Raw genomic sequence first — 18,475 nt, forward strand, 5'->3', positions numbered from 1 at the left:
TAGATATAAAAGGAGGAAAAGAACATGACGACAACTTCCAGCAAGAAAAGAGTCTCTGTCCGCAACTTTACCGCTGAAAAATGGCTGGAGATCGTACCCCACGGCTATCTGAAGGGCATGATTTACGGCCGCTCTCCGCAGTACGACGTGCCCGAGATTCTGCAGGAGGAAGGCAAGCTGCGCCAGGTATGCTTGTACGATTTGGCAATTTTCGCTTCCGCCGAAAAGATTGCCGTGACCACCGCTTCCGGTCTGACCAGCATCGCCGACGACGATTGGAGCCGCGTTTTTCTGGCGACGCAGACGTTTGACGAAGCACGTCATTACGAGGTGTTCGTGGAACGGATGCGCGAGATGGGGCTGTCCGATGAGGCGATCGGCCAGTTGGTCGAGGAAGTGGCCAGTCCGGAATACCGCGCCTTCCAACAGATCATGCTCCAGCAGGTGGACAACAAAGATTTGCTGGGCGGATTGGTCACCCTCAATATCATCCTGGAAGGCATGGCGTTCCCGCTGTACGGCTACGAAGCCCGGTTCTGGAAGCCGTTTGATCCCGGATTGACCGAGATTATTATCGGAGCGTTCAAGGATGAGACGCGCCATGTGGGATTTGCCGAGAAAAAACTGGCGGATGCGATCCAGCAGCGTCCGGAAGAAAAAGAACGGCTGTCGCGCCTGGCTACCGAATGTTCGGTGCGGATGCAAAAAGCGTTTGAAAGCTTTCTCAATCAGTTCGTCGGGCTGTATCAGGAAGCTTGCATGGAGCACAAGGACTTGGTGGGAGATGCCGAGATTGCGCCAGGAATGCGCATGATCGACACGCCGGTAGTGGATCAGGTGAACATGGTGCTGAGCGATATTATCAACGGTCATCGGGAGCGCTTGAAGAAAATCGGACTTGAGTATTTGAACTAACGCAAAGCCAACGGTTGCCCCAGTCTCCTGTGCCTCGGAACACGGAACCTTCGGGAAATCAGGAGGCTGGTTGGCTTCACAGGCGAGCTTGCGCAAACCACACTTTTTCGTAAATGGGGTGTCCCGTGGATGGCAACAGCGATCAAAGAAAAGCCAGCCTCGAAACGAATCATTTATTCCGAGCAAGACAGCATTTACAAAAAAGACTGGATTTTGTACACGACCAGTGATGAAGATTCGTACTCCGAATTAAAAGCGCTGCGCATCCGTCCCAGCGACACTGTGCTGGTGATTACGGGGAGCGGCTGCCGCAGTCTCGCATTGCTCGTCGACGAACCCAAACGACTGATTTCTGTAGATGCCAACCCTACGCAAAACTATCTGCTGGAACTGAAAATCGAAGCCATGCGCCTGCTGCAGCATGACGAGTATCTGCAATTCCTCGGCGTGAAACCGTCCACCTTTTCCAGGATGGACGTATACCGGGAGTTTGAATCCAATTTGACGCCCCAGGCCCAGGCGTACTGGAGCCGCTATCGCGACAAAATCGAGGAAGGCTTGATTTTCCTGGGGAAACACGAGCAATTTTATAAAAAATATATCGGGTCGCTGCTGTTTCGACCCAAGAGAAAACAGTTCCTGCACATGCTTTCGCTCACTTCCCTGGAAGAACAGAGGGCCTATTTTCGTGAGCATTTCAACACGCTGCTATGGCGCTGGTCCATCGAGAACCTGTGCCGCCGCACCGTCTTCAAGTGGACACTCGGGGACCCCAGCTATGACAACGAGGTCGGCCAGCAGCAAAGCATCGGCAACTATATTTTGCAGAGGCTGACCCATACGTTCGAAAATCATCTGGTGCGGGAAAACCACTTTCTTACCTTTTTGTACTGCGGAAAGTACATGAACGAAGAGGCAATGCCCGTCTACTTGCAAAAGCAGCACTACGAGATGATCAAGCGAAACCTGGACAAAGTGGAGATTGTGACGGATCTGATCGACCGGTATCTGGCCCGGGCAAAGGAGCCGTTTATCGACAAGGTGTCGCTTTCGGACATATCCGGCTGGGTTCCCAATGAAACGTTCCAACAGATCCTCACGGAAATCACGAAAAAACTAAGGAAAAACGGAATCATTTGTTATCGGAATTTTTTGGCGAAACGTATGGTAAACCCTGAGCTTTTGCCCCTCTATGAGCGTGATGTGGATATGATCGAGCGGCTGAATCACGAAGACCTGGCCTTTGCCTTTACGTTTGAAGTACTCAAAAAACGGGAGGAGTAATGGATGAATACGTACTATGAAATTACCATGCATGACCCGGAAACGGACACGACGGCGTTTATCGTTATCGATCGCTTGATCGGAGGGATTGCCACAGGAGGCTTGCGCATGTCTCCGACGGTCACGCTGGAAGAAGTGCGGGATTTGGCGGAAGTCATGACTTACAAGCACGGTCTGATGAACCTGCCGCTGGGAGGAGCCAAGGCCGGAATTGTCGGAGATCCGTCAGCGCCTGACAAGGAGAAAAAAATCCAGGCCTTTGCCCGAATGGCTGAACCGCTGTTGAAAAGCTGCCTGTTGTTGGGAGAGGACATGGGGATTTACGCGAAAGATGTAAGAGCGATGTACGCCCACATACAGCTTGACCCGCTGGAGCGAGTGCTGAACCGGCTGCAGGAGCGGGGCGTAAAGTACGAGATTGGTCAGGGTGTCCGGGCACATGACTTGTTGTCTGATCAAAACATGGAGACGACAGCAGGCTTTGGCCTGATGGAGAGCCTGCTGGAGACGGCCGAACTGATTCAGCTTCCGCTGGAGCAGGCGACTGCTGCCGTGCATGGATTCGGCACGGTGGGCAGTGAAATCGCCAAGCTGCTGCACGATCGCGGCGTCACAATTACAGCAGTCGGCGATGCCGAGGGAGCAATCTATCGGGAAGAGGGCCTGGACATCCATCAGCTGCTGTCCATCCGCAAGCCAAACGGCTGCATCGATCGCGAGAAGATCGCTCAGGCGGTAAAGCAGATGACCAACGAAGAGCTGCTGCAGCTGCCGGTCGATTTGCTGATCCCCGCTTCTGTCTCGCAGGTGATCCATGAGGGGAATGCACACTCGATCCGGGCAAAAATCATTGTCGAGGCGGCCAACATGCCGACTACGAATGAAGCCGATGAAATCCTCCGGGAAAAAGGCGTGATCGTGCTCCCCGATTTTATGGTCAACGCGGGTTCGGCATTGTCGTTTGGCTTGATCATTACCGGGGAAGCCCTGCCGCAGGACATGTGGACCGAGTCGGCAAAACGGATACGCCGGATGGTGCGAACAGTGCTGACACAGAGCATGGAGCAGGAGGAGCCGACGCGCATCGTTGCTCTCGCCCTTGCTTCTGCACATTTGCAGCAAATGCTGTACAAGGAACGCTCCGTGAGCGAACTAACCGCTTCGGTGTGACGCGCGATGAAAAAACTGTTTATCCTGTCAGTCATCGTCAGCCTGTTCACTGTGATGCAGGATGGAACGCTGTTGTACGTCCTGCTGCCGCAGATCCAGGAACAATTCGCAACCAGTCTGTCCACAGCGATCTGGATCATGAATCTGTACATTCTGCCGTTCGCTCTGCTCATGGTATTCATGGGCAGAGTGGCGGACCGTTTTGGACACATCCGGGTGTTCCTCAGCGGGTTGGCACTGTATGCAGCAGGCTCTTTCCTCGGGTATTTCAGCAGCTCCTTTCCTTTCCTGTTGACCTGCCGCTTCATTCAGGGTATCGGTTCTTCCATTCTCGTGCCCGTCAGTCTGGTGATCTTGCTGAAGCGGTTTGGGAAACAGCGCTATGGGCAAGCGATCGGCGCCTGGAGCGCCACGTGTGCGCTTGCAGCGGCTTGCGGCCCCATCAGTGCTGGGTTGATCGGTCATTTTGCGACCTGGAGGTTCACCTTTTTGGCAAATGGTACGCTGGTGCTGCTCGCGTTGCTGGCCATGATTGCCTCGCTCAAATCGTCTGCTGTACCTGAGGAGGACCAGGAGACGCAGGCCGTCCCTATGCCGAATCTGTGGAAGGAAAGTGAAACGTACCTGTTGCTTTTCGGCAACTTCTTTGCCGGGTTTGTTCTGAACAGCCTGCTGTACGTACTGCCTTTTATGCTGGGAAATTTTCTCGACTACGACAGCCTGCAAATCGCCTACACCGTCACACCTCTGTGCGCTTCCATTATCGTATCCGTGGGAATCGTCGGGCGGCTGGAGAGAAAAATGCCGCTGGAGATTGTCGTCAGCACAGGATTTTTCTGTCTGCTGGCGAGCCTGTGCCTGTACATGATTCGCGAAGTGCCCCTGTACGTGTACATCGGAGCATCGTTCCTGGCCGGACTTGGGCTTGGGATCGCCATCATTTCCATTACGTCGGCCTGGATGAAGAAATTTACCTACGATCATCTGGGGTTGGGCTCGGCCATATTGAACATGCTGCGATTGGTCGGCGCTGTCATCGGGAGCTCGCTTTCGGCCAGCCTCTTTCGCAGGATGGTCGATACATCGCTGCACACAGGCGGAGTTCCCGCCAATGAATGGCTGGCAGGCCTGAAAGCGTCCGGTGCCCCGGTTGCGCCCATCGTGTGGGCAAGCGGGTTTTCGCAAGTGGTCGTTGGCGTGTTCACGGTTCTCAGCCTCGTACCCGTCGCCATGATTGTCTGGTATACCGCCCGATATGGGCGGAGGCGTAAGCTTGAGAATCAGGCTTCTCCCGTCCAAGATGGATAGACGCAACGGGCGAAGCCCTTCTTTTTACAGAAAGGAGAATGTCTGATGAAGCGAAGAACCGCTTTCGTTTGCGATGAGAGTTATTTTTGGCACAATACCGGGAATGGCGCATTGTTTTTGCCCGCTGGCGGCTGGATTGAAACGGATGTGCATTCAGAGAATCCGGCGACCAAACGGCGTGTAAAAAACCTGTTGGAGCGTTCCGGTTTTATCCGTGAACTGGTGTCGATTCCGCCCAGGGCGGCAACAGCAGAAGAGATCGCAGCTGTGCATGATCCGGCGTATATCAAGCGGGTGGAAGCATTGAGCCAGACGACGGGCGATGCAGGTGAACTGGCGGTTGTCGGGTACGGATCGTTTGAAATCGCCTGTCTGTCGGCGGGGGGAGGTCTGCGTGCTGTCGATGCGGTAATGCGCGGCGAGGTGGACAACGCCTATGTGCTGCACCGACCGCCCGGCCATCATGCGGAGCGGGACAAGGGCATGGGATTCTGCCTGTTCAACAACGTCGCCGTCGCAGCCAGATACGCGCAGCGAGCGTATGGTTTGAAGCGGATCGCAATCGTCGATTGGGATGTCCATCACGGAAACGGAACGGAAAGCATTTTTTACGATGACCCTGGGGTCTTGTTTGTGTCGCTGCATCAGGAAAACAACTACCCTCCCGGCAGAGGCAGCTTGTCTGATACTGGAGCCGGGGCGGGGGAAGGATACACGATCAATATTCCACTGCCGGCCGGTACTTCTGACGCAGGCTATCTGGAGGCGATCCGCACCATCGTCGCGCCTGTGATCCGCCAGTTTGGCCCCGAGCTGATCTTCGTCTCTGCAGGGCAGGATGCCAGCCTGTTTGACCCGTTGGGCAGAATGATGGTGACCGCGGAAGGGTTTTATCAGATGGCACAGGAAATGCTTGCGCTGGCGGATCAATGCTGTCAGGGCAGGCTGGTTGCCTGTCACGAAGGCGGGTACAGCGCGGCCTACGTTCCGTTTTGCACGCTTCGGGTGATCGAGGCGTTGACCGGCATCAGAAGCGTGGTAGAAGACCCATTCGCTCCCACGTTTCAGCATTTGCCGACACAGGTGATTACCCACGATCAACGTCTTTATTTGCAAATGGCCAAAGAACAGCATGTCAAACGCTGGTCCGTTTTGCAAACGTAATACTGTCTTTTTCCAATCCGGCAGCTCATGTCCCACCCTCCAGACGTTTTTCAAAAAGCAGAAACGTGAAGCGAGGTGAGGTAAAAAAGCAACGGACGGCTTGATGCGGGTGTAAGCTCGGCAAAACTGGCCATGTCAAACACTGCTGGTAAAGGGCGAAAGCTGTGAGCTTGTCGCTCCTATTCTTTTTTCGTTCCTGTCAGTTCCTCACATGATCCAAACAGCCTCTCGTACCCTATGCATGAAAAATAGGCCTCATATTATAATAAAAAAGATGACTCGTGTTTGAGGTGGGCCAGAAAATGAATAAAACCATTGCAGATGTAGCCAAACTTTCAGGAGTGGCCAAAAGCACCGTATCTCGCTACTTAAATGGCGGTTCTGTAAGTGAAGCTACCAAACGAAAAATTGAACGCGCTATTAAAGAAACAGGATATACACCGAATCCTTTTGCCCAAAGTTTAAAGGCGAAGAAAACAGCCTTTATTGGCACGATCGTTCCGCGACTGGATTCCTATGCGGCATCGCATACAATCATCGGGATTGATGAACAATTAAAAGAATTGCATTTTCAATTGTTAATCTCTAATACGAACCAGCAAATTGAACGGGAAATCGAAATGATTTACAGCTTGGCTGGCCAGAAAGTGGCGGGAATTATTTTGCTGGCAACGCAAATCACTCCGGCACATTTGGCTGCGTTTGAAAAGGTGAACATCCCGATTCTTCTTGTTGGGCAAGAACATCCCGACGTACACAGCCTGATTCACAATGATGTGGAAGCAGGCTATGCCATTGGAAAATATGTAGTAGAGAAAGGCCATCGCAAAATTGCCTACTTGGGTGTTAGCGAACAGGATGTCGCAGTGGGCGTAAAACGAAAGGAAGGATTTAAACGGGCGATAGCGGAAGCGGAAGGGTGTGAGGTCCATTATTTTGAAACAGGTTTTAACATGTTTGTTGCACAGCAAGCAGCAGCAGAACTACTGGAACAATTTCGCCCCACTTGCATCGTATGCGCGACAGATAACATTGCACTGGGAGCGTTAAGAGCCGCCCAATTAAAGGGATTGCGCATTCCGCAAGACGTCTCGATTACAGGTTTTGGCGGATATGATGTGACCGAAATTATCCATCCTGGTTTAACAACTGTTAAATTGTTTTTTAAAGAAGCTGGTAAGATGGCTGCACAGCACATTGTGAAGCTGATCAATGAAGAGGAAGTCCCCAAACGAACATTATCAAAATTTGAAATCATTGAACGAGAAAGCGTTGACAGTATCATTCCTCGTCACGTATAATCGGGTTGGAACCGGTTCCAAATCACAAGGATTAGGACCGGTTCTTATTACAACGAATTTGGAACCGGTTCCATCGATGGGTGAGGGAGATGCGATGAAATACGATCAGATTGCCAAAGAACTGTTGGAAGCGATTGGCGGAAAAGAGAATCTTTCTGCCTTGGCTCACTGCGCCACACGTTTACGGCTCGTTTTGCATGATGAAAGCAAAGTAAACCAAGAAGCGCTTGACAAAATGGACGCGGTAAAAGGAACGTTCTCAACTGGCGGACAATTCCAAATTATTCTTGGTGCAGGTCTGGTAAACAATGTGTACCATGAATTAGCCCGATTAACCGGACTTCAGGAAATGTCGACAACAGATGTAAAAGACGCCGGAGCCAAACGTTTAAACCCGCTCCAGCGTTTCGTGAAACTGCTTTCTGATATTTTCGTTCCCATCATTCCGGCTATTGTTGCCGGCGGGCTGCTGATGGGGATCAATAATATTTTGATCGCGAAAGACTTGATCTTCGAGGGCAAGTCGCTCATTGAAGCGTATCCGGAAATCAGTGACTTGGCCGCACTTATTAATACATTTGCCAATGCGGCATTTGTGTTTTTGCCAATTTTAATCGGTTTTTCCGCCACCCAGCGTTTTGGCGGCAATCCGTACCTGGGAGCTGCGCTTGGCATGCTGATGGTTCACCCGGACTTATTAAACGGGTATGACTACGGCAGCGCCTTGACGAGCGGCAGCATTCCTGCCTGGAACATTTTCGGCATGGAAATTGAAAAAGTGGGGTATCAAGGGACGGTACTGCCTGTATTAGCAGCTTCTTTTATTCTGGCAAAAACCGAACAATTTTTACGCAAATATATCCCTTCTGCGCTTGCGAACTTGCTGACACCCCTATTCACGATTTTTATTACAGGCATCTTAACCTTTACAGCCGTAGGACCGTTGACTCGTCTTGCGGGCAACGTACTAACGGACGGACTGGTTTGGTTGTATGACACAGCGGGCGTTATCGGCGGTGCGCTGTTCGGGTTGGGGTATGCCCCGATCGTGATTACCGGGATGCATCATAGCTTTATTGCTGTTGAAACCCAGCTGCTGGCCGATTTCGTGAAAACAGGCGGAACATTTATTTTTCCTGTTGCCGCGATGTCAAACGTTGCCCAAGGCGCTGCAACGTTGGCGGTTTTCCTGATGACGAAAGACAAGAAAGTGAAAGGGATTGCCTCCGCTGCCGGCATTTCGGCCGTTTTAGGCATTACGGAGCCTGCGATGTTCGGTGTCAACCTGAAACTTCGGTATCCGTTTATTGCCGCGATCATCGGGGCGTCTGTATCAACGGCCTTTATTACCATCTTTAAGGTCAAAGCGGTTGCGCTTGGCGCTGCCGGTTTGCCAGGGATTATTTCCATTCGCCCGGATTCCATCGTTCCATACGTCATTGGCATGGTCATTTCGTTTGTCGTTACCTCTGTCATGACGATCATTTTGGCCAAACGCGCAGCAAAAAAAGCAGCTCAATAAAAATAAATGGGGTCTGATCGATAAACGGTCAGACCCTGTATGGACGAGATGAAGGAGTTTGGGTCTATCAATGGAATGGACGAGAGAACAACGCTATCGACGAATCGAAGAAGCAACGATAGAAGAATTAACAGCCCTGCAAGAAAAGGTGAACAACAGCAGGTGGCGACAGAAATATCATATCCAACCAGTCACAGGTCTTTTGAACGATCCAAATGGCTTTTCTTACTTTAACGGAGAATATCACTTGTTTTATCAATGGTTTCCGCTCGGTCCGGTTCATGGATTAAAATATTGGTATTACACCAAATCAAGCGATCTGGTTCACTGGCAAAATGTCGGTATCGCGCTACAACCGGACGATTATTTTGATTCTCACGGGGTTTACTCTGGCAGCGCCATTGTTCATAACCAGACACTTTATTTCATGTATACAGGGAATACGAGGGATGAGAATTGGGTGCGCCATCCCTATCAGTGTTTAGCCTTCATGGATGAAAACGGGCAGATTAAAAAATTACAAGCGCCGGTGATTCACGAAGTGCCAAAAGGCTATACCGATCATTTTCGCGATCCGAAAGTGTGGAAAGTGCATGACACATTTTATGCCGTGATCGGCGCACAGCGGGAAAACGAAACGGGTTGCGCTGTGCTATATTCATCACCTGATTTAATGCATTGGACGTTTGAAGGTGAGATTCACACCCGGTTACAGCATTTTGGATTCATGTGGGAATGCCCCGACTATTTCGAACTGGATGGAAACGGTGTGCTGATCTTCTGCCCGCAAGGAGTAGTGCCAGCGGGAGAGCAATTTCAATATGTGCATCAATCCGGTTATATCGCAGGAAACAGACTTGATCTCAAGACAAAAATCTTTGAACACGGTGAGTTTGTGAAGTTGGACCGCGGCTTTGACTTTTACGCCCCGCAGACGACCATCGACCATAAGGGACGGCGCTTATTAGTCGGGTGGATGGGTCTTCCCGACATTCCATATCCAACAGATCAGGATGGATGGGCCCATTGTCTCACACTGCCAAGAGAATTGACCATCCAAAACGGAAAGCTGATTCAGCGTCCTGTAAAAGAACTGGAAGCATTGCGGCAAGATGCGGTCCATGTGAAAGATACGCTTCACAATGAGCAAAAAAGGTATGACGGATTCAACGGGACCTGCTATGAACTGATTTGTGAATTTACGAACATGGAAGCAGAGGAAGTGGGGATTGAATTCCGGTCATCTGATGAGGAAAAAACGGTCATCTCCTATAACAGACACAAGCAAAAGGTAACGTTAGACCGCACCTATTCCGGGGAAGTTCCGGCGAAAAAATACGGAACAACAAGCACATGCCGCGTGGAAGGAAATGCGGTAAAGCTTCATCTCTTTGTCGATACGTCTTCCGTCGAAATTTTTATCAATGACGGCATGGAAGTGTTCACAAGCCGGATTTTTCCCAGTCCGGAAAGCACAAAGATTTGCTTCTTTGCTCGAAACGGAAACGTTTCATTGGATACGACGATCTATCATCTAACCGCGATGCAAAAAAACGGAGGTGCAGACGATGGGCCGCTTGTTTTCCATTGGTGAAGTGCTCATTGACTTTATTCCGCTGCAAAAAGGAAAAGCATTAAAGGACGTTCACTCTTTCAAACGTGAGCCAGGGGGAGCACCGGCAAACGTGGCGGCAGCTGTAGCGAAATACGGGGCAGAATCGGCAATGATTACAAAGCTGGGAATGGATGCCTTCAGTGACTTTTTGATTGAAGAGTTACAAAAAGTCAGGGTAAAGACCGATAAAATCAAACGAACAACAGAAGCGCATGCAGGATTGGCGTTTGTTTCCTTGCGCGAAGATGGGGAGCGGGACTTTTCCTTCTATCGCAATCCTTCTGCAGATCTATTGCTTTCAGAAGACGAAATTGAAGCAAGCTGGTTTGCGAAAGGCGATATTTTACATTTTTGCTCTGTCGATCTCGTCGAGAGCCCGATGAAAAAAGCCCATGAAAAAGCGATTCAGCTGGTGAAAGAAAAAGGAGGGCTGATCAGCTTCGATCCAAACGTTCGCCTTCCATTGTGGAACAGCGCAGAGGAATGCAGACAAACGATTGCAGCATTTATTCCAAGAGCGCATCTGATCAAAATATCCGATGAAGAATTGACGTTTATCACCGGAATCACGAATGAACAACAGGCGATTGAACAATTATTCACAGGTGACGTCAAAGCCGTAATTTGCACAAAAGGAGCAAAGGGAGCCGCCCTTTACACCAAGCATGCCACATATGAATCCACTGGTTTCAACGTGGCGGTGCAGGATACGACTGGCGCAGGAGATGCCTTTATCGGCGGGTTTTTATATAAACTCCTGGAAAAGGGAGGAAATGAGGAAAACTTGCTCGATATATTGCATGAGCACCATCACGAAATCCTCACCTTTGCCAATGCAAGCGGTGCACTCACCACAACAGGACAAGGGGCAATTTCAGCCTTGCCGTCAAAAGAAGAAATCCTTCGCTTTATTAAAACATATGAAAAGTAATAGATATGACAAGGTAGGGGCACAGACCGCGGTTAAAAACCTTGCTGCTCGTTTTGCAGACATCCCCCTGGCGTCGATCTGAAACAGGGAAAGCCAAAATCGTACCATTGGTGACACACGGCGAATCGTGGTAAATTTGTCCTAAGGAAAAATTACTGCGGTCGATCTTAGAGAAAGTGAGCGATTCTGAGGTGCATATGAACCGCGTAGATATTGCAGGAATCAAACGAGCCTTATGGGAATCGGATAAGGTGCGGGAAAAAATCGCCAGGGATTACGATTTTAACGAAGAGCCACGAGATCAAGAGCATTTTGCATCCATGCTAATCGGGGCTTTGAAACAAGAGGTAAAGGTTGTTGAACGGGCAGTAGAAAATAAAGAAGTGTTTGAAGCGGCGGTGAGAGCTATAGGGAGTAATTCTCGCCCATGGTCAACGTTTATTTCCAAAGAGCAAGAACTTAGGGCAGTATTAGAGGATTACGATCCTTTTCGGGTCTGCAAGAAGGACCTCACCAATCTGGCGAAAACCCTAAAAACATTTTTCCCTGGGCTGACAAGCTCGAATGATGCGCAGGCAGTGATTATGTGGGCAAAGAAGCTCACTCAATACGATTCGTTCTACAATGATGTCATCTTGAAAGTGGCGAAGGCGTTTCGGGAGGAATGCAAAGCCGTAACGGGGGCCGACTTGCGCAATGAGGATCTGCTCATATGTATCTGTGGCTTTTTTGCAAACCCTTCCTCCAAACGACTCAAAGAGCTTGGGGTAAGTCTTGGTCCAATAGAGGATTTAAAGTTTAACGGGATGAAGTATCCGTTGGCCAGTGAATTTATGCGGAATCTTGGTTGGAACGGGTTCAAACCTGATCGACACATTAAACGGCTCCTCGCTTACTGGTTTGATCCCAACACGGAAGGTAATTCGGAAAAAATAGCACTATTTGAACATCTGCTGGGAAGGAAAAACAAAGAACTGCGCGAATTTATCATGTTCTCACTACTTGGCCAACAAGTATCACCTGAAGGCATGAAGTACTCTGAAGTCGACAATCTGATTTGGGCAACAGGAGCTTATCTCATCAAAAAAGGAGAAGAAGCTCAGTATCCAAGGTTTATAGTGAATGGACCGTAAAGCCTGATACCGAGCTACGGGAGGGCGTCAGATTCATACCTGCAGCAGGTATGTTCCGGTGTCCTCTAGTAGATTGAGGACGTGCTGTGCGTGCCTATCGAGAGGGCTATGTACTGGCGCACGGCAAATGTTTTTTTAGGAAATCGCTAGATTGCTGATCACAAAAAGCAGTGTTGCAACGCATATCATACGCGCGCCGTCGTAAATGCCTGAGCGACTGATGAGCAGCTTATTCCTTGTGGGATAAGCTGTTTTTGTCGATATAAAGGGTGGAGGGTGATCTCATGGCATTAGATTTAACTGCAAATGCCCCGTGGATAACGACTGCGGCGGTTAAATTGGGGGTTTTTGCAATAGGGCTTGCTGTTGCCCTGGCGCTGGTAAACACGCTGGCGCCTAGGTGGACGCGGGGGATTTTGAGCGCCGCCGTCATGTTGGGAGGAATCTACCTGTTTTCTTTGTGGCTGGGTTGAACAGTGCGAAAGACGCCTTGAAGTGAAAGGAGTTTTTTCTTTCGCGAGACCACTTCCTTACCGTCCGGTAAACCGGGCGGTTATTTACAGACTAACTACCGAATCTGACGAAGATAATGCAAGGACAACAGAATATGGAAGAATAATACATCCTTAAACTTCGACAAATATGTTAACAATTGTCGAAGTTTATTTGTTTATCCAGTCCTAGTAAATGTCGATAAAAAAATGTAGAAGAACTAAACTTTTATTGGAGTGATACCTTTGAATAAGAGAAAATTTGCTATTTCTCTATTAACAAGTCTAGTTTTTTCCACTGGGTTTGCAAGTCAGCAGTACGCTTTTGCTAGTGGACAGTTTGTTCAAGGTGATCAGTACGAACAGGGCGCATATGATTTGAATGCGCAGCAACCGATGTCGTTTAATTGGACGAGAAATTCCAGGTTCAATGCAATTGATAGTAATCCAAATCTGAAATGGAAGTTCAGTCCTACAACGACATATAAGGACTTTGATTCTTCAGCAGCGGTTGGTTCTGATGGAACTATCTATACTGGCTCGGGGAACGGATATTTTTATGCTTTTAATCCCGATGGGACTGTAAAATGGAATTTTAATACCAAGAATTATTCAGGCTCTGATGTCGGAGCTTCCTCGCCTGTAATAGCTTCTGATGGGACCATATATGTTGGCGCAGCCGGTTTGTTTGCTTTTAATCCCGATGGTACTTTGAAGTGGTTCGCACAACTTAAAGCTGTAACGCAGACCCCTGTGATTGGAAATGATGGGACCATTTATGTAACCACAAATGCACAAAAATTATATGCGATTAACCCTGATGGGACAACTAAGTGGGAATTTGCCCTATCTAACTATGCGAATGGAGCTCCTGCAATTGCAGAAGATGGTACAATTTACATTGCAACGATATCAACTGGAACGGCACGAGCTGCGTTACATGCTATTAATCCTGATGGAACAGAAAAGTGGAAGTATGATTTTACTCCTGGGTTTGGTTTCAGTGGGTTTGGTTCCGTAGCAATCGCTTCAGATGGAACCATCTACGTAGGGAATAATGACAAAAATTTGTATGCAATTAATCCGGATGGAACTTTGAAATGGAAATTTGCTACTGGTGGGAAAATAACAGCTACTCCTGTGATTGGAGAAGACGGAACCATTTATTTTGGATCGTTCGATTATAATTTTTATGCAGTTAACCCGAACGGAACTTTAAAATGGTCTTATAATACCGGGTTTAATATTTTAGGCTCTCCTATCCTAGACAAAGAGGGAGACGTAATCTTCTCAACTGGGAATGTGGGAACCGTTTACTGTTTGAAACCTGATGGTTCATTAAAATGGAAACTAGAAGGGTTCAGTAACGTTTATACCTCACCTAGTATAATGGAGGACGGCACTATCATAATCGGTGATTATAAAGGCCTTTCGGCAATTGGCGGTCTTGTCGATTCTACAGATCCCTGCGAAACGATTCATCAACTTGAAGAACTGATTAATTCGGGTTTGAAATCTCAATCTGATATCGACGAGGCAAACAACCTGCTTCAATCGTTGAGAGCAAGACTCGATCAGTACCAAAATCAAATTGACGCTGCACAACAATAATTGAATGTGGGTAATGCCGCTTGGGAAACCAGGCGGCTTGTGCATCATGAACACAAAACACCAAAGGGTACTTCCGTAAAATAAAGGTGAGAGTGTGGTGGAGCCGGTAGGGTGATCAATCAGCTGCTTGTCAGACAGATGGAAGATGTCAGATCTGCCTCGTCCCTTCTGCCATTGACGGCATTTAGAGCAGGTGAAACATATCTTCTGTAGGGGACTACCCGTATTGCATACTCAGCAATGACGCCTTGCATGGCCGTGAAATAGTGCAAGAGCACGAGGAATTTTGTAAATCGTAAAGGAACGAGTATTATAAGCCCGAAGAATAGCTCTTCGGGCTTTGGAGTATTTAGCCTTTACGGGCGCCTGTAACTGCGGTACATGGCCCCAGGAGATATTCTTGTATCCGTTCGTGCAGCAACAAGTAAATTCAAGCGCCCATTAGATAATCTAAGCTACAGTCACGATGATCGGCTGATCCTTTGTAATAATGATGGTGTGCTCTTGTTGTGCCGCAAAGCTGCGATCCGGTAAACATAAAGTCCACCCATCCGGCTGCTCAACCACATAATCCGCCCCTGTTGATAAAAAGGGCTTAATCGTAATGACCATTCCTTCTTTCAACACACGTTTATCGTGCCTGTCATAATAAGGGAGAATTTCATTTGGAGATTCGTGCAGAGACCTCCCAACACCGTGACTGCACAAGTTTTGAATGACCTGATAGCCGCCTTTTTTCGCTTCGGTTTGAATAATCCTGCCGATTTCATTCATTTTTACTCCATGCTTGAGTGAAGAGATGACCTTCATCATCGTTTTGTATGTGTAATCACAGAGACGGGTTAAAGCAGGGTTGTAGGGAGGCATGACAAAAGAGTGACCCGCATCCGCAAAATATCCTCCCAGTTCAGCGGAAACATCGATGTTAATTAAGTCGCCCGGTTGAATTTTTCGATTTCCCGGGATTCCATGAGCGATTTCATGGTTAATGCTGATACACGTGTTGCCGGGAAAGTTATATACGGTTTTGGGTGCAGGCACGGCTCCGTATTTTTTTAATATCTGTCCTCCAATATCATCCAGTTCCTTGGTCGTCATTCCGACACGTGCGTGACGCTTCATTTCATTGATTGTCAACCTAACAATTTTGCCGATTTCCTTCAGACCATCGATATCTTTCTGCGATTCCACTGTCATAGACAGCCCTCCATTTTAACCCGTATTGGAAAGTATTCCAGATTGAAGATGATCCTGGCTAACGGGGCGGTATGGACTATTACACTGGCATGAATCTTTAACCTGTATCAGCCAAGTTGTCCTTCTTACTAGTATACAAAAAAATTGATGTGATTCATTAATTGCGGGGAGTCGCCCGTCCACAAGCAAGCGTTCTACCCTCTGTGAACAACGGGGGAAGACAACGCCTTTGTTTATCTAGCCTCGGCTACAGACTACGGTAGAACGCAAGAAGTGGTGCAGAAATGGGTTGCTTCGGAGTCCCGTTCACACTGATTTCGTCATAAGACGGACTCACACAACATAATAAAAAATTGAACCAGTCATATCGTCAAGACGTACCTCCTTCAATTCCCCCAATACGGTGGGGGATTATTTTTTTGCTTGTTGAGGCATCATGGTAAAAGGAGGGAGCTGCCCATGTGCGGACGGTTTACGCTAGTCACAGACCCGGAAAAGCTGATGCGTCGATTCCACCTGCAGGAGATCCCGTTTGATTTGAAGCCGCGGTACAACATCGCCCCCGGTCAGCAGATCCCGGCCATTCTTGCCGACGGTGGGCGACGCAGAATTGGCCAATTGCGTTGGGGGCTGGTTCCATCTTGGGCACAGGACGATAAAATCGGCTACAAGATGATCAATGCGCGCGCCGAAACGCTGCAGGAGAAGCCGGCTTTTCGGAGGCTGTTTGAACGCAAGCGCTGTTTGATCCCTGCGGACGGCTTTTTCGAGTGGAAGCAGATGGACGGGAGAAAACAGCCGATGCGAATTACCATGCGGAGCGGAGAACCGTTTGCCTTTGCTGGTCTGTTTGACACGTGGACAGCGCCTGACGGCCAGAAACTTCACACCTGCACGATCATTACCACCCGGCCCAATGAGGTCGTCGCTGACATCCACGACCGGATGCCGGTGATTCTGCGGCCGGAGGTTGAAGACCTATGGCTTGATCGGGAGAAATACGATCCCGACTTGCTGCAGTCGCTGCTCGTTCCATTTGACCCCGGACAGATGCGAGCGTATCCAGTATCTGCGATTGTTGGAAGCCCGAAAAATGATTTCCCTGCGTGCATTGAGGAGGTTGCTTGGCAATAGCGGCAACCTCCTGTTTTTTATCAAAGATAAAATCGCGTACTAGGCTCTGCACATCCGGGTGAGGCTTTGATGGTAATGACAATAGCTGGGAAAGTCCATTTAAGAGTGTCATGGAAATATTAAACAAATAAGCTATAATAAAGATAACATCAAACCTATAATTTCTTCGACCCTGACAGGTCTTCATCAAATTGTGATTTCTTTAGATATGATAGATACAGATCTAACTGGAGTGCTAAGGGAAGAATGGATTATTAAAAATTTGAGAGTTCTAAATCTAGGTTTTGAGCTCTTTTTATTCTGAGAGAGGCGGATGTGAGTGAAGAAACTGCTACTTTTCATCTGCATTTCCATACTATTGATTGTTGGATGTGTCATTTTAAGAAACATAGCCTCACCAGAAAGTACAGTGAAATCGGTAATTGAGAAAGTAAGGAGTGGTGATTTACAAAACTTACAAATGAAACAAAATGACATTAGATTAATTTGGTCTTACTTTGAATTTGCAGACCTTAACCATCTTGCGCCTCTCGAAGTGCAGGTTAGGAAAGTAGCAGAAAACAACGACGATGCTCAAGTAATGGCCACTTTCCAAGCAATAGATTATGGTGAAGATAATAAAATACGTGGAGTTTACGGCGGAAGTCTCACATTTACATTGCATAAAACTTCATTTGCTTCATGGGATATCGTTGAGGTTGATGAAAAAGAGAAAATGCGAAAGAAAGATACATAGTTTTTATTGTTTCTTACAAAATCTGGTGTAACCTTAAACAGCTCCGATAAGACCAATACAATACTTGGCTGTTTGAAATCAAAAAGAGTGAGAATATGGAGCTGCAAAGCAGTATAACGGGTAAAAATCCTGGTATCCCACATGAAGCTCTTTTACTCATCACGTTTTATTGTCCAGTGTGATGAAGGACAAAGCCATGGTAAAACCGTTCCCGTTGAACATTGACAGTAAGCCTTTTGTCTATGGTGATGCTCCAGAAACGAGAAGTTCAAAGTTCATCATTATAATTACGATTATTGCTCATTGATAATTAAAATTGCCATAAAGCAGCTGTTGAGAGGTTGAGATTATGTACAACCGTGTGGATAGGTACGATCCCTATGTACGAGCGGCAATATTTTACGAATACGACGGTATTTGCTTTCATGATAAAAAGCCACTCAATTTTAGAGAAATGGAACTTGATCATATTATTCCGAAAAAATTGTTCGAAAAAGGCAATGAGAAAGAATTACACAAACTTTTATCAAGGCTCAATTTGCCTGTTGATTTTCATAGAGACTGTTTGTGCAATTTAGTCCCCAGTAGAAGGGTAAATAACAATGAAAAAGGAGGTTCTTTATATCCAGACTCTATTCTGCTGAATATGTTAAAGATTACGAAAGAAAAAACCCCGAATATCATTAAAAGAATTGATTTGTAGCACCCCCGAGATTGATCCGGAAACAGTTGATTGTCATGAGTGTCTCTGTTTTAAGTCAACAAATAAAGGTACCCCCTCCTTTGCCGTATGTTCAATCGGAAGGGGTACCACGCTCACTGAGCCACCCGCGTGGGGGAGGCGTCTGTTGTACGAACCGCAGGTGAGCCGAACACCTGCGGTTCGATTTATTTTGGATGCCAGCCTACGAATGACCCATCTTCTGTTTGCCACTTTTTGGGTAAAACATAAGGAGGTGTACG

16 protein-coding genes are annotated in these 18,475 nt (G+C 47.9%); 15 read left to right on the forward strand and 1 reads right to left on the reverse strand.

The window, feature by feature from the left end; all coding sequences use genetic code 11:
- The first annotated feature begins 24 nt into the window (after positions 1-24).
- From Q7F15_RS08195 to Q7F15_RS08250, 12 genes are all read left to right on the forward strand, one after another.
- On the forward strand, positions 25-915 hold the full coding sequence (locus Q7F15_RS08195; RefSeq protein ID WP_171564527.1) for a ferritin family protein: 891 nt from the start codon (positions 25-27) through the stop codon (positions 913-915).
- A gap of 129 nt (positions 916-1,044) precedes the next feature.
- Positions 1,045-2,199 carry a DUF3419 family protein gene (locus tag Q7F15_RS08200; RefSeq protein WP_171564528.1) on the forward strand — a complete coding sequence of 385 codons (1,155 nt, stop codon included), beginning with the start codon at positions 1,045-1,047 and terminating at the stop codon, positions 2,197-2,199.
- A gap of 3 nt (positions 2,200-2,202) precedes the next feature.
- Positions 2,203-3,369, forward strand: a complete 1,167-nt coding sequence (locus Q7F15_RS08205; protein ID WP_212133316.1) for a Glu/Leu/Phe/Val family dehydrogenase — start codon at positions 2,203-2,205, stop codon at positions 3,367-3,369.
- 6 nt (positions 3,370-3,375) lie between these two features.
- Positions 3,376-4,677, forward strand: a complete 1,302-nt coding sequence (locus Q7F15_RS08210; RefSeq protein ID WP_212133317.1) for an MFS transporter — start codon at positions 3,376-3,378, stop codon at positions 4,675-4,677.
- A gap of 45 nt (positions 4,678-4,722) precedes the next feature.
- Positions 4,723-5,841, forward strand: coding sequence for a class II histone deacetylase (locus Q7F15_RS08215; RefSeq protein WP_304415386.1), 1,119 nt, complete (start codon positions 4,723-4,725; stop codon positions 5,839-5,841).
- Between the two features lie 302 nt (positions 5,842-6,143).
- Complete coding sequence (locus Q7F15_RS08220) at positions 6,144-7,142, forward strand: LacI family DNA-binding transcriptional regulator (RefSeq protein WP_171564532.1); 999 nt, start codon at positions 6,144-6,146, stop codon at positions 7,140-7,142.
- A gap of 94 nt (positions 7,143-7,236) precedes the next feature.
- The gene (locus Q7F15_RS08225; RefSeq protein WP_171564533.1) at positions 7,237-8,664 is read left to right on the forward strand and encodes a sucrose-specific PTS transporter subunit IIBC; all 1,428 of its coding nucleotides are present in this window, start codon (positions 7,237-7,239) and stop codon (positions 8,662-8,664) included.
- Between the two features lie 70 nt (positions 8,665-8,734).
- The gene (locus Q7F15_RS08230) at positions 8,735-10,258 is read left to right on the forward strand and encodes a glycoside hydrolase family 32 protein (RefSeq protein ID WP_304415387.1); all 1,524 of its coding nucleotides are present in this window, start codon (positions 8,735-8,737) and stop codon (positions 10,256-10,258) included.
- Positions 10,233-11,210: a carbohydrate kinase family protein gene (locus Q7F15_RS08235; RefSeq protein ID WP_212133321.1), complete on the forward strand. Its 978-nt coding sequence runs from the start codon at positions 10,233-10,235 to the stop codon at positions 11,208-11,210. Before Q7F15_RS08230 ends, Q7F15_RS08235 begins: the two co-directional genes overlap by 26 nt.
- A 197-nt stretch (positions 11,211-11,407) precedes the next feature.
- Positions 11,408-12,343: a hypothetical protein gene (locus tag Q7F15_RS08240; RefSeq protein WP_304415388.1), complete on the forward strand. Its 936-nt coding sequence runs from the start codon at positions 11,408-11,410 to the stop codon at positions 12,341-12,343.
- 284 nt (positions 12,344-12,627) lie between these two features.
- Complete coding sequence (locus Q7F15_RS08245) at positions 12,628-12,816, forward strand: hypothetical protein (RefSeq protein WP_304415389.1); 189 nt, start codon at positions 12,628-12,630, stop codon at positions 12,814-12,816.
- 264 nt (positions 12,817-13,080) lie between these two features.
- A complete protein-coding gene (locus Q7F15_RS08250) occupies positions 13,081-14,445 on the forward strand; it encodes an outer membrane protein assembly factor BamB family protein (protein ID WP_304415390.1) in 1,365 nt (454 codons plus the stop codon).
- A 450-nt stretch (positions 14,446-14,895) separates the two neighbouring features.
- On the opposite strand, the gene map is transcribed toward Q7F15_RS08250, so the two are convergent.
- A complete protein-coding gene (map, locus tag Q7F15_RS08255) occupies positions 14,896-15,642 on the reverse strand; it encodes a type I methionyl aminopeptidase (protein ID WP_304415391.1) in 747 nt (248 codons plus the stop codon).
- 459 nt (positions 15,643-16,101) lie between these two features.
- Here map and Q7F15_RS08260 point away from each other — a divergent pair, with 459 nt between their 5' ends.
- The 3 genes from Q7F15_RS08260 (at position 16,102) to Q7F15_RS08270 (ending at position 18,215) form a co-directional block, all read left to right on the forward strand.
- A complete protein-coding gene (locus tag Q7F15_RS08260; RefSeq protein ID WP_304415392.1) occupies positions 16,102-16,776 on the forward strand; it encodes an SOS response-associated peptidase in 675 nt (224 codons plus the stop codon).
- Positions 16,777-17,095: 319 nt separating this feature from the next.
- The gene (locus tag Q7F15_RS08265; protein WP_304415393.1) at positions 17,096-17,512 is read left to right on the forward strand and encodes a hypothetical protein; all 417 of its coding nucleotides are present in this window, start codon (positions 17,096-17,098) and stop codon (positions 17,510-17,512) included.
- 349 nt (positions 17,513-17,861) lie between these two features.
- The gene (locus Q7F15_RS08270; protein WP_304415394.1) at positions 17,862-18,215 is read left to right on the forward strand and encodes a hypothetical protein; all 354 of its coding nucleotides are present in this window, start codon (positions 17,862-17,864) and stop codon (positions 18,213-18,215) included.
- Positions 18,216-18,475: the final 260 nt, after the last annotated feature.

It is taken from the genome of Brevibacillus aydinogluensis, from assembly GCF_961514395.1.
GTDB lineage: Bacteria > Bacillota > Bacilli > Brevibacillales > Brevibacillaceae > Brevibacillus > Brevibacillus aydinogluensis.

Coding starts and splice junctions, on each gene's coding strand:
- Q7F15_RS08220 (WP_171564532.1), top strand. CDS start 6,144: ATGAATAAAACCATTGCAGATGTAGCCAAACTTTCAGGAGTGGCCAAA.
- Q7F15_RS08240 (WP_304415388.1), top strand. CDS start 11,408: ATGAACCGCGTAGATATTGCAGGAATCAAACGAGCCTTATGGGAATCG.
- Q7F15_RS08205 (WP_212133316.1), top strand. CDS start 2,203: ATGAATACGTACTATGAAATTACCATGCATGACCCGGAAACGGACACG.
- map (WP_304415391.1), bottom strand. CDS start 15,642: ATGACAGTGGAATCGCAGAAAGATATCGATGGTCTGAAGGAAATCGGC.
- Q7F15_RS08225 (WP_171564533.1), top strand. CDS start 7,237: ATGAAATACGATCAGATTGCCAAAGAACTGTTGGAAGCGATTGGCGGA.
- Q7F15_RS08260 (WP_304415392.1), top strand. CDS start 16,102: ATGTGCGGACGGTTTACGCTAGTCACAGACCCGGAAAAGCTGATGCGT.
- Q7F15_RS08210 (WP_212133317.1), top strand. CDS start 3,376: ATGAAAAAACTGTTTATCCTGTCAGTCATCGTCAGCCTGTTCACTGTG.
- Q7F15_RS08195 (WP_171564527.1), top strand. CDS start 25: ATGACGACAACTTCCAGCAAGAAAAGAGTCTCTGTCCGCAACTTTACC.
- Q7F15_RS08200 (WP_171564528.1), top strand. CDS start 1,045: ATGGCAACAGCGATCAAAGAAAAGCCAGCCTCGAAACGAATCATTTAT.
- Q7F15_RS08245 (WP_304415389.1), top strand. CDS start 12,628: ATGGCATTAGATTTAACTGCAAATGCCCCGTGGATAACGACTGCGGCG.
- Q7F15_RS08235 (WP_212133321.1), top strand. CDS start 10,233: ATGGGCCGCTTGTTTTCCATTGGTGAAGTGCTCATTGACTTTATTCCG.
- Q7F15_RS08270 (WP_304415394.1), top strand. CDS start 17,862: ATGTACAACCGTGTGGATAGGTACGATCCCTATGTACGAGCGGCAATA.
- Q7F15_RS08215 (WP_304415386.1), top strand. CDS start 4,723: ATGAAGCGAAGAACCGCTTTCGTTTGCGATGAGAGTTATTTTTGGCAC.
- Q7F15_RS08230 (WP_304415387.1), top strand. CDS start 8,735: ATGGAATGGACGAGAGAACAACGCTATCGACGAATCGAAGAAGCAACG.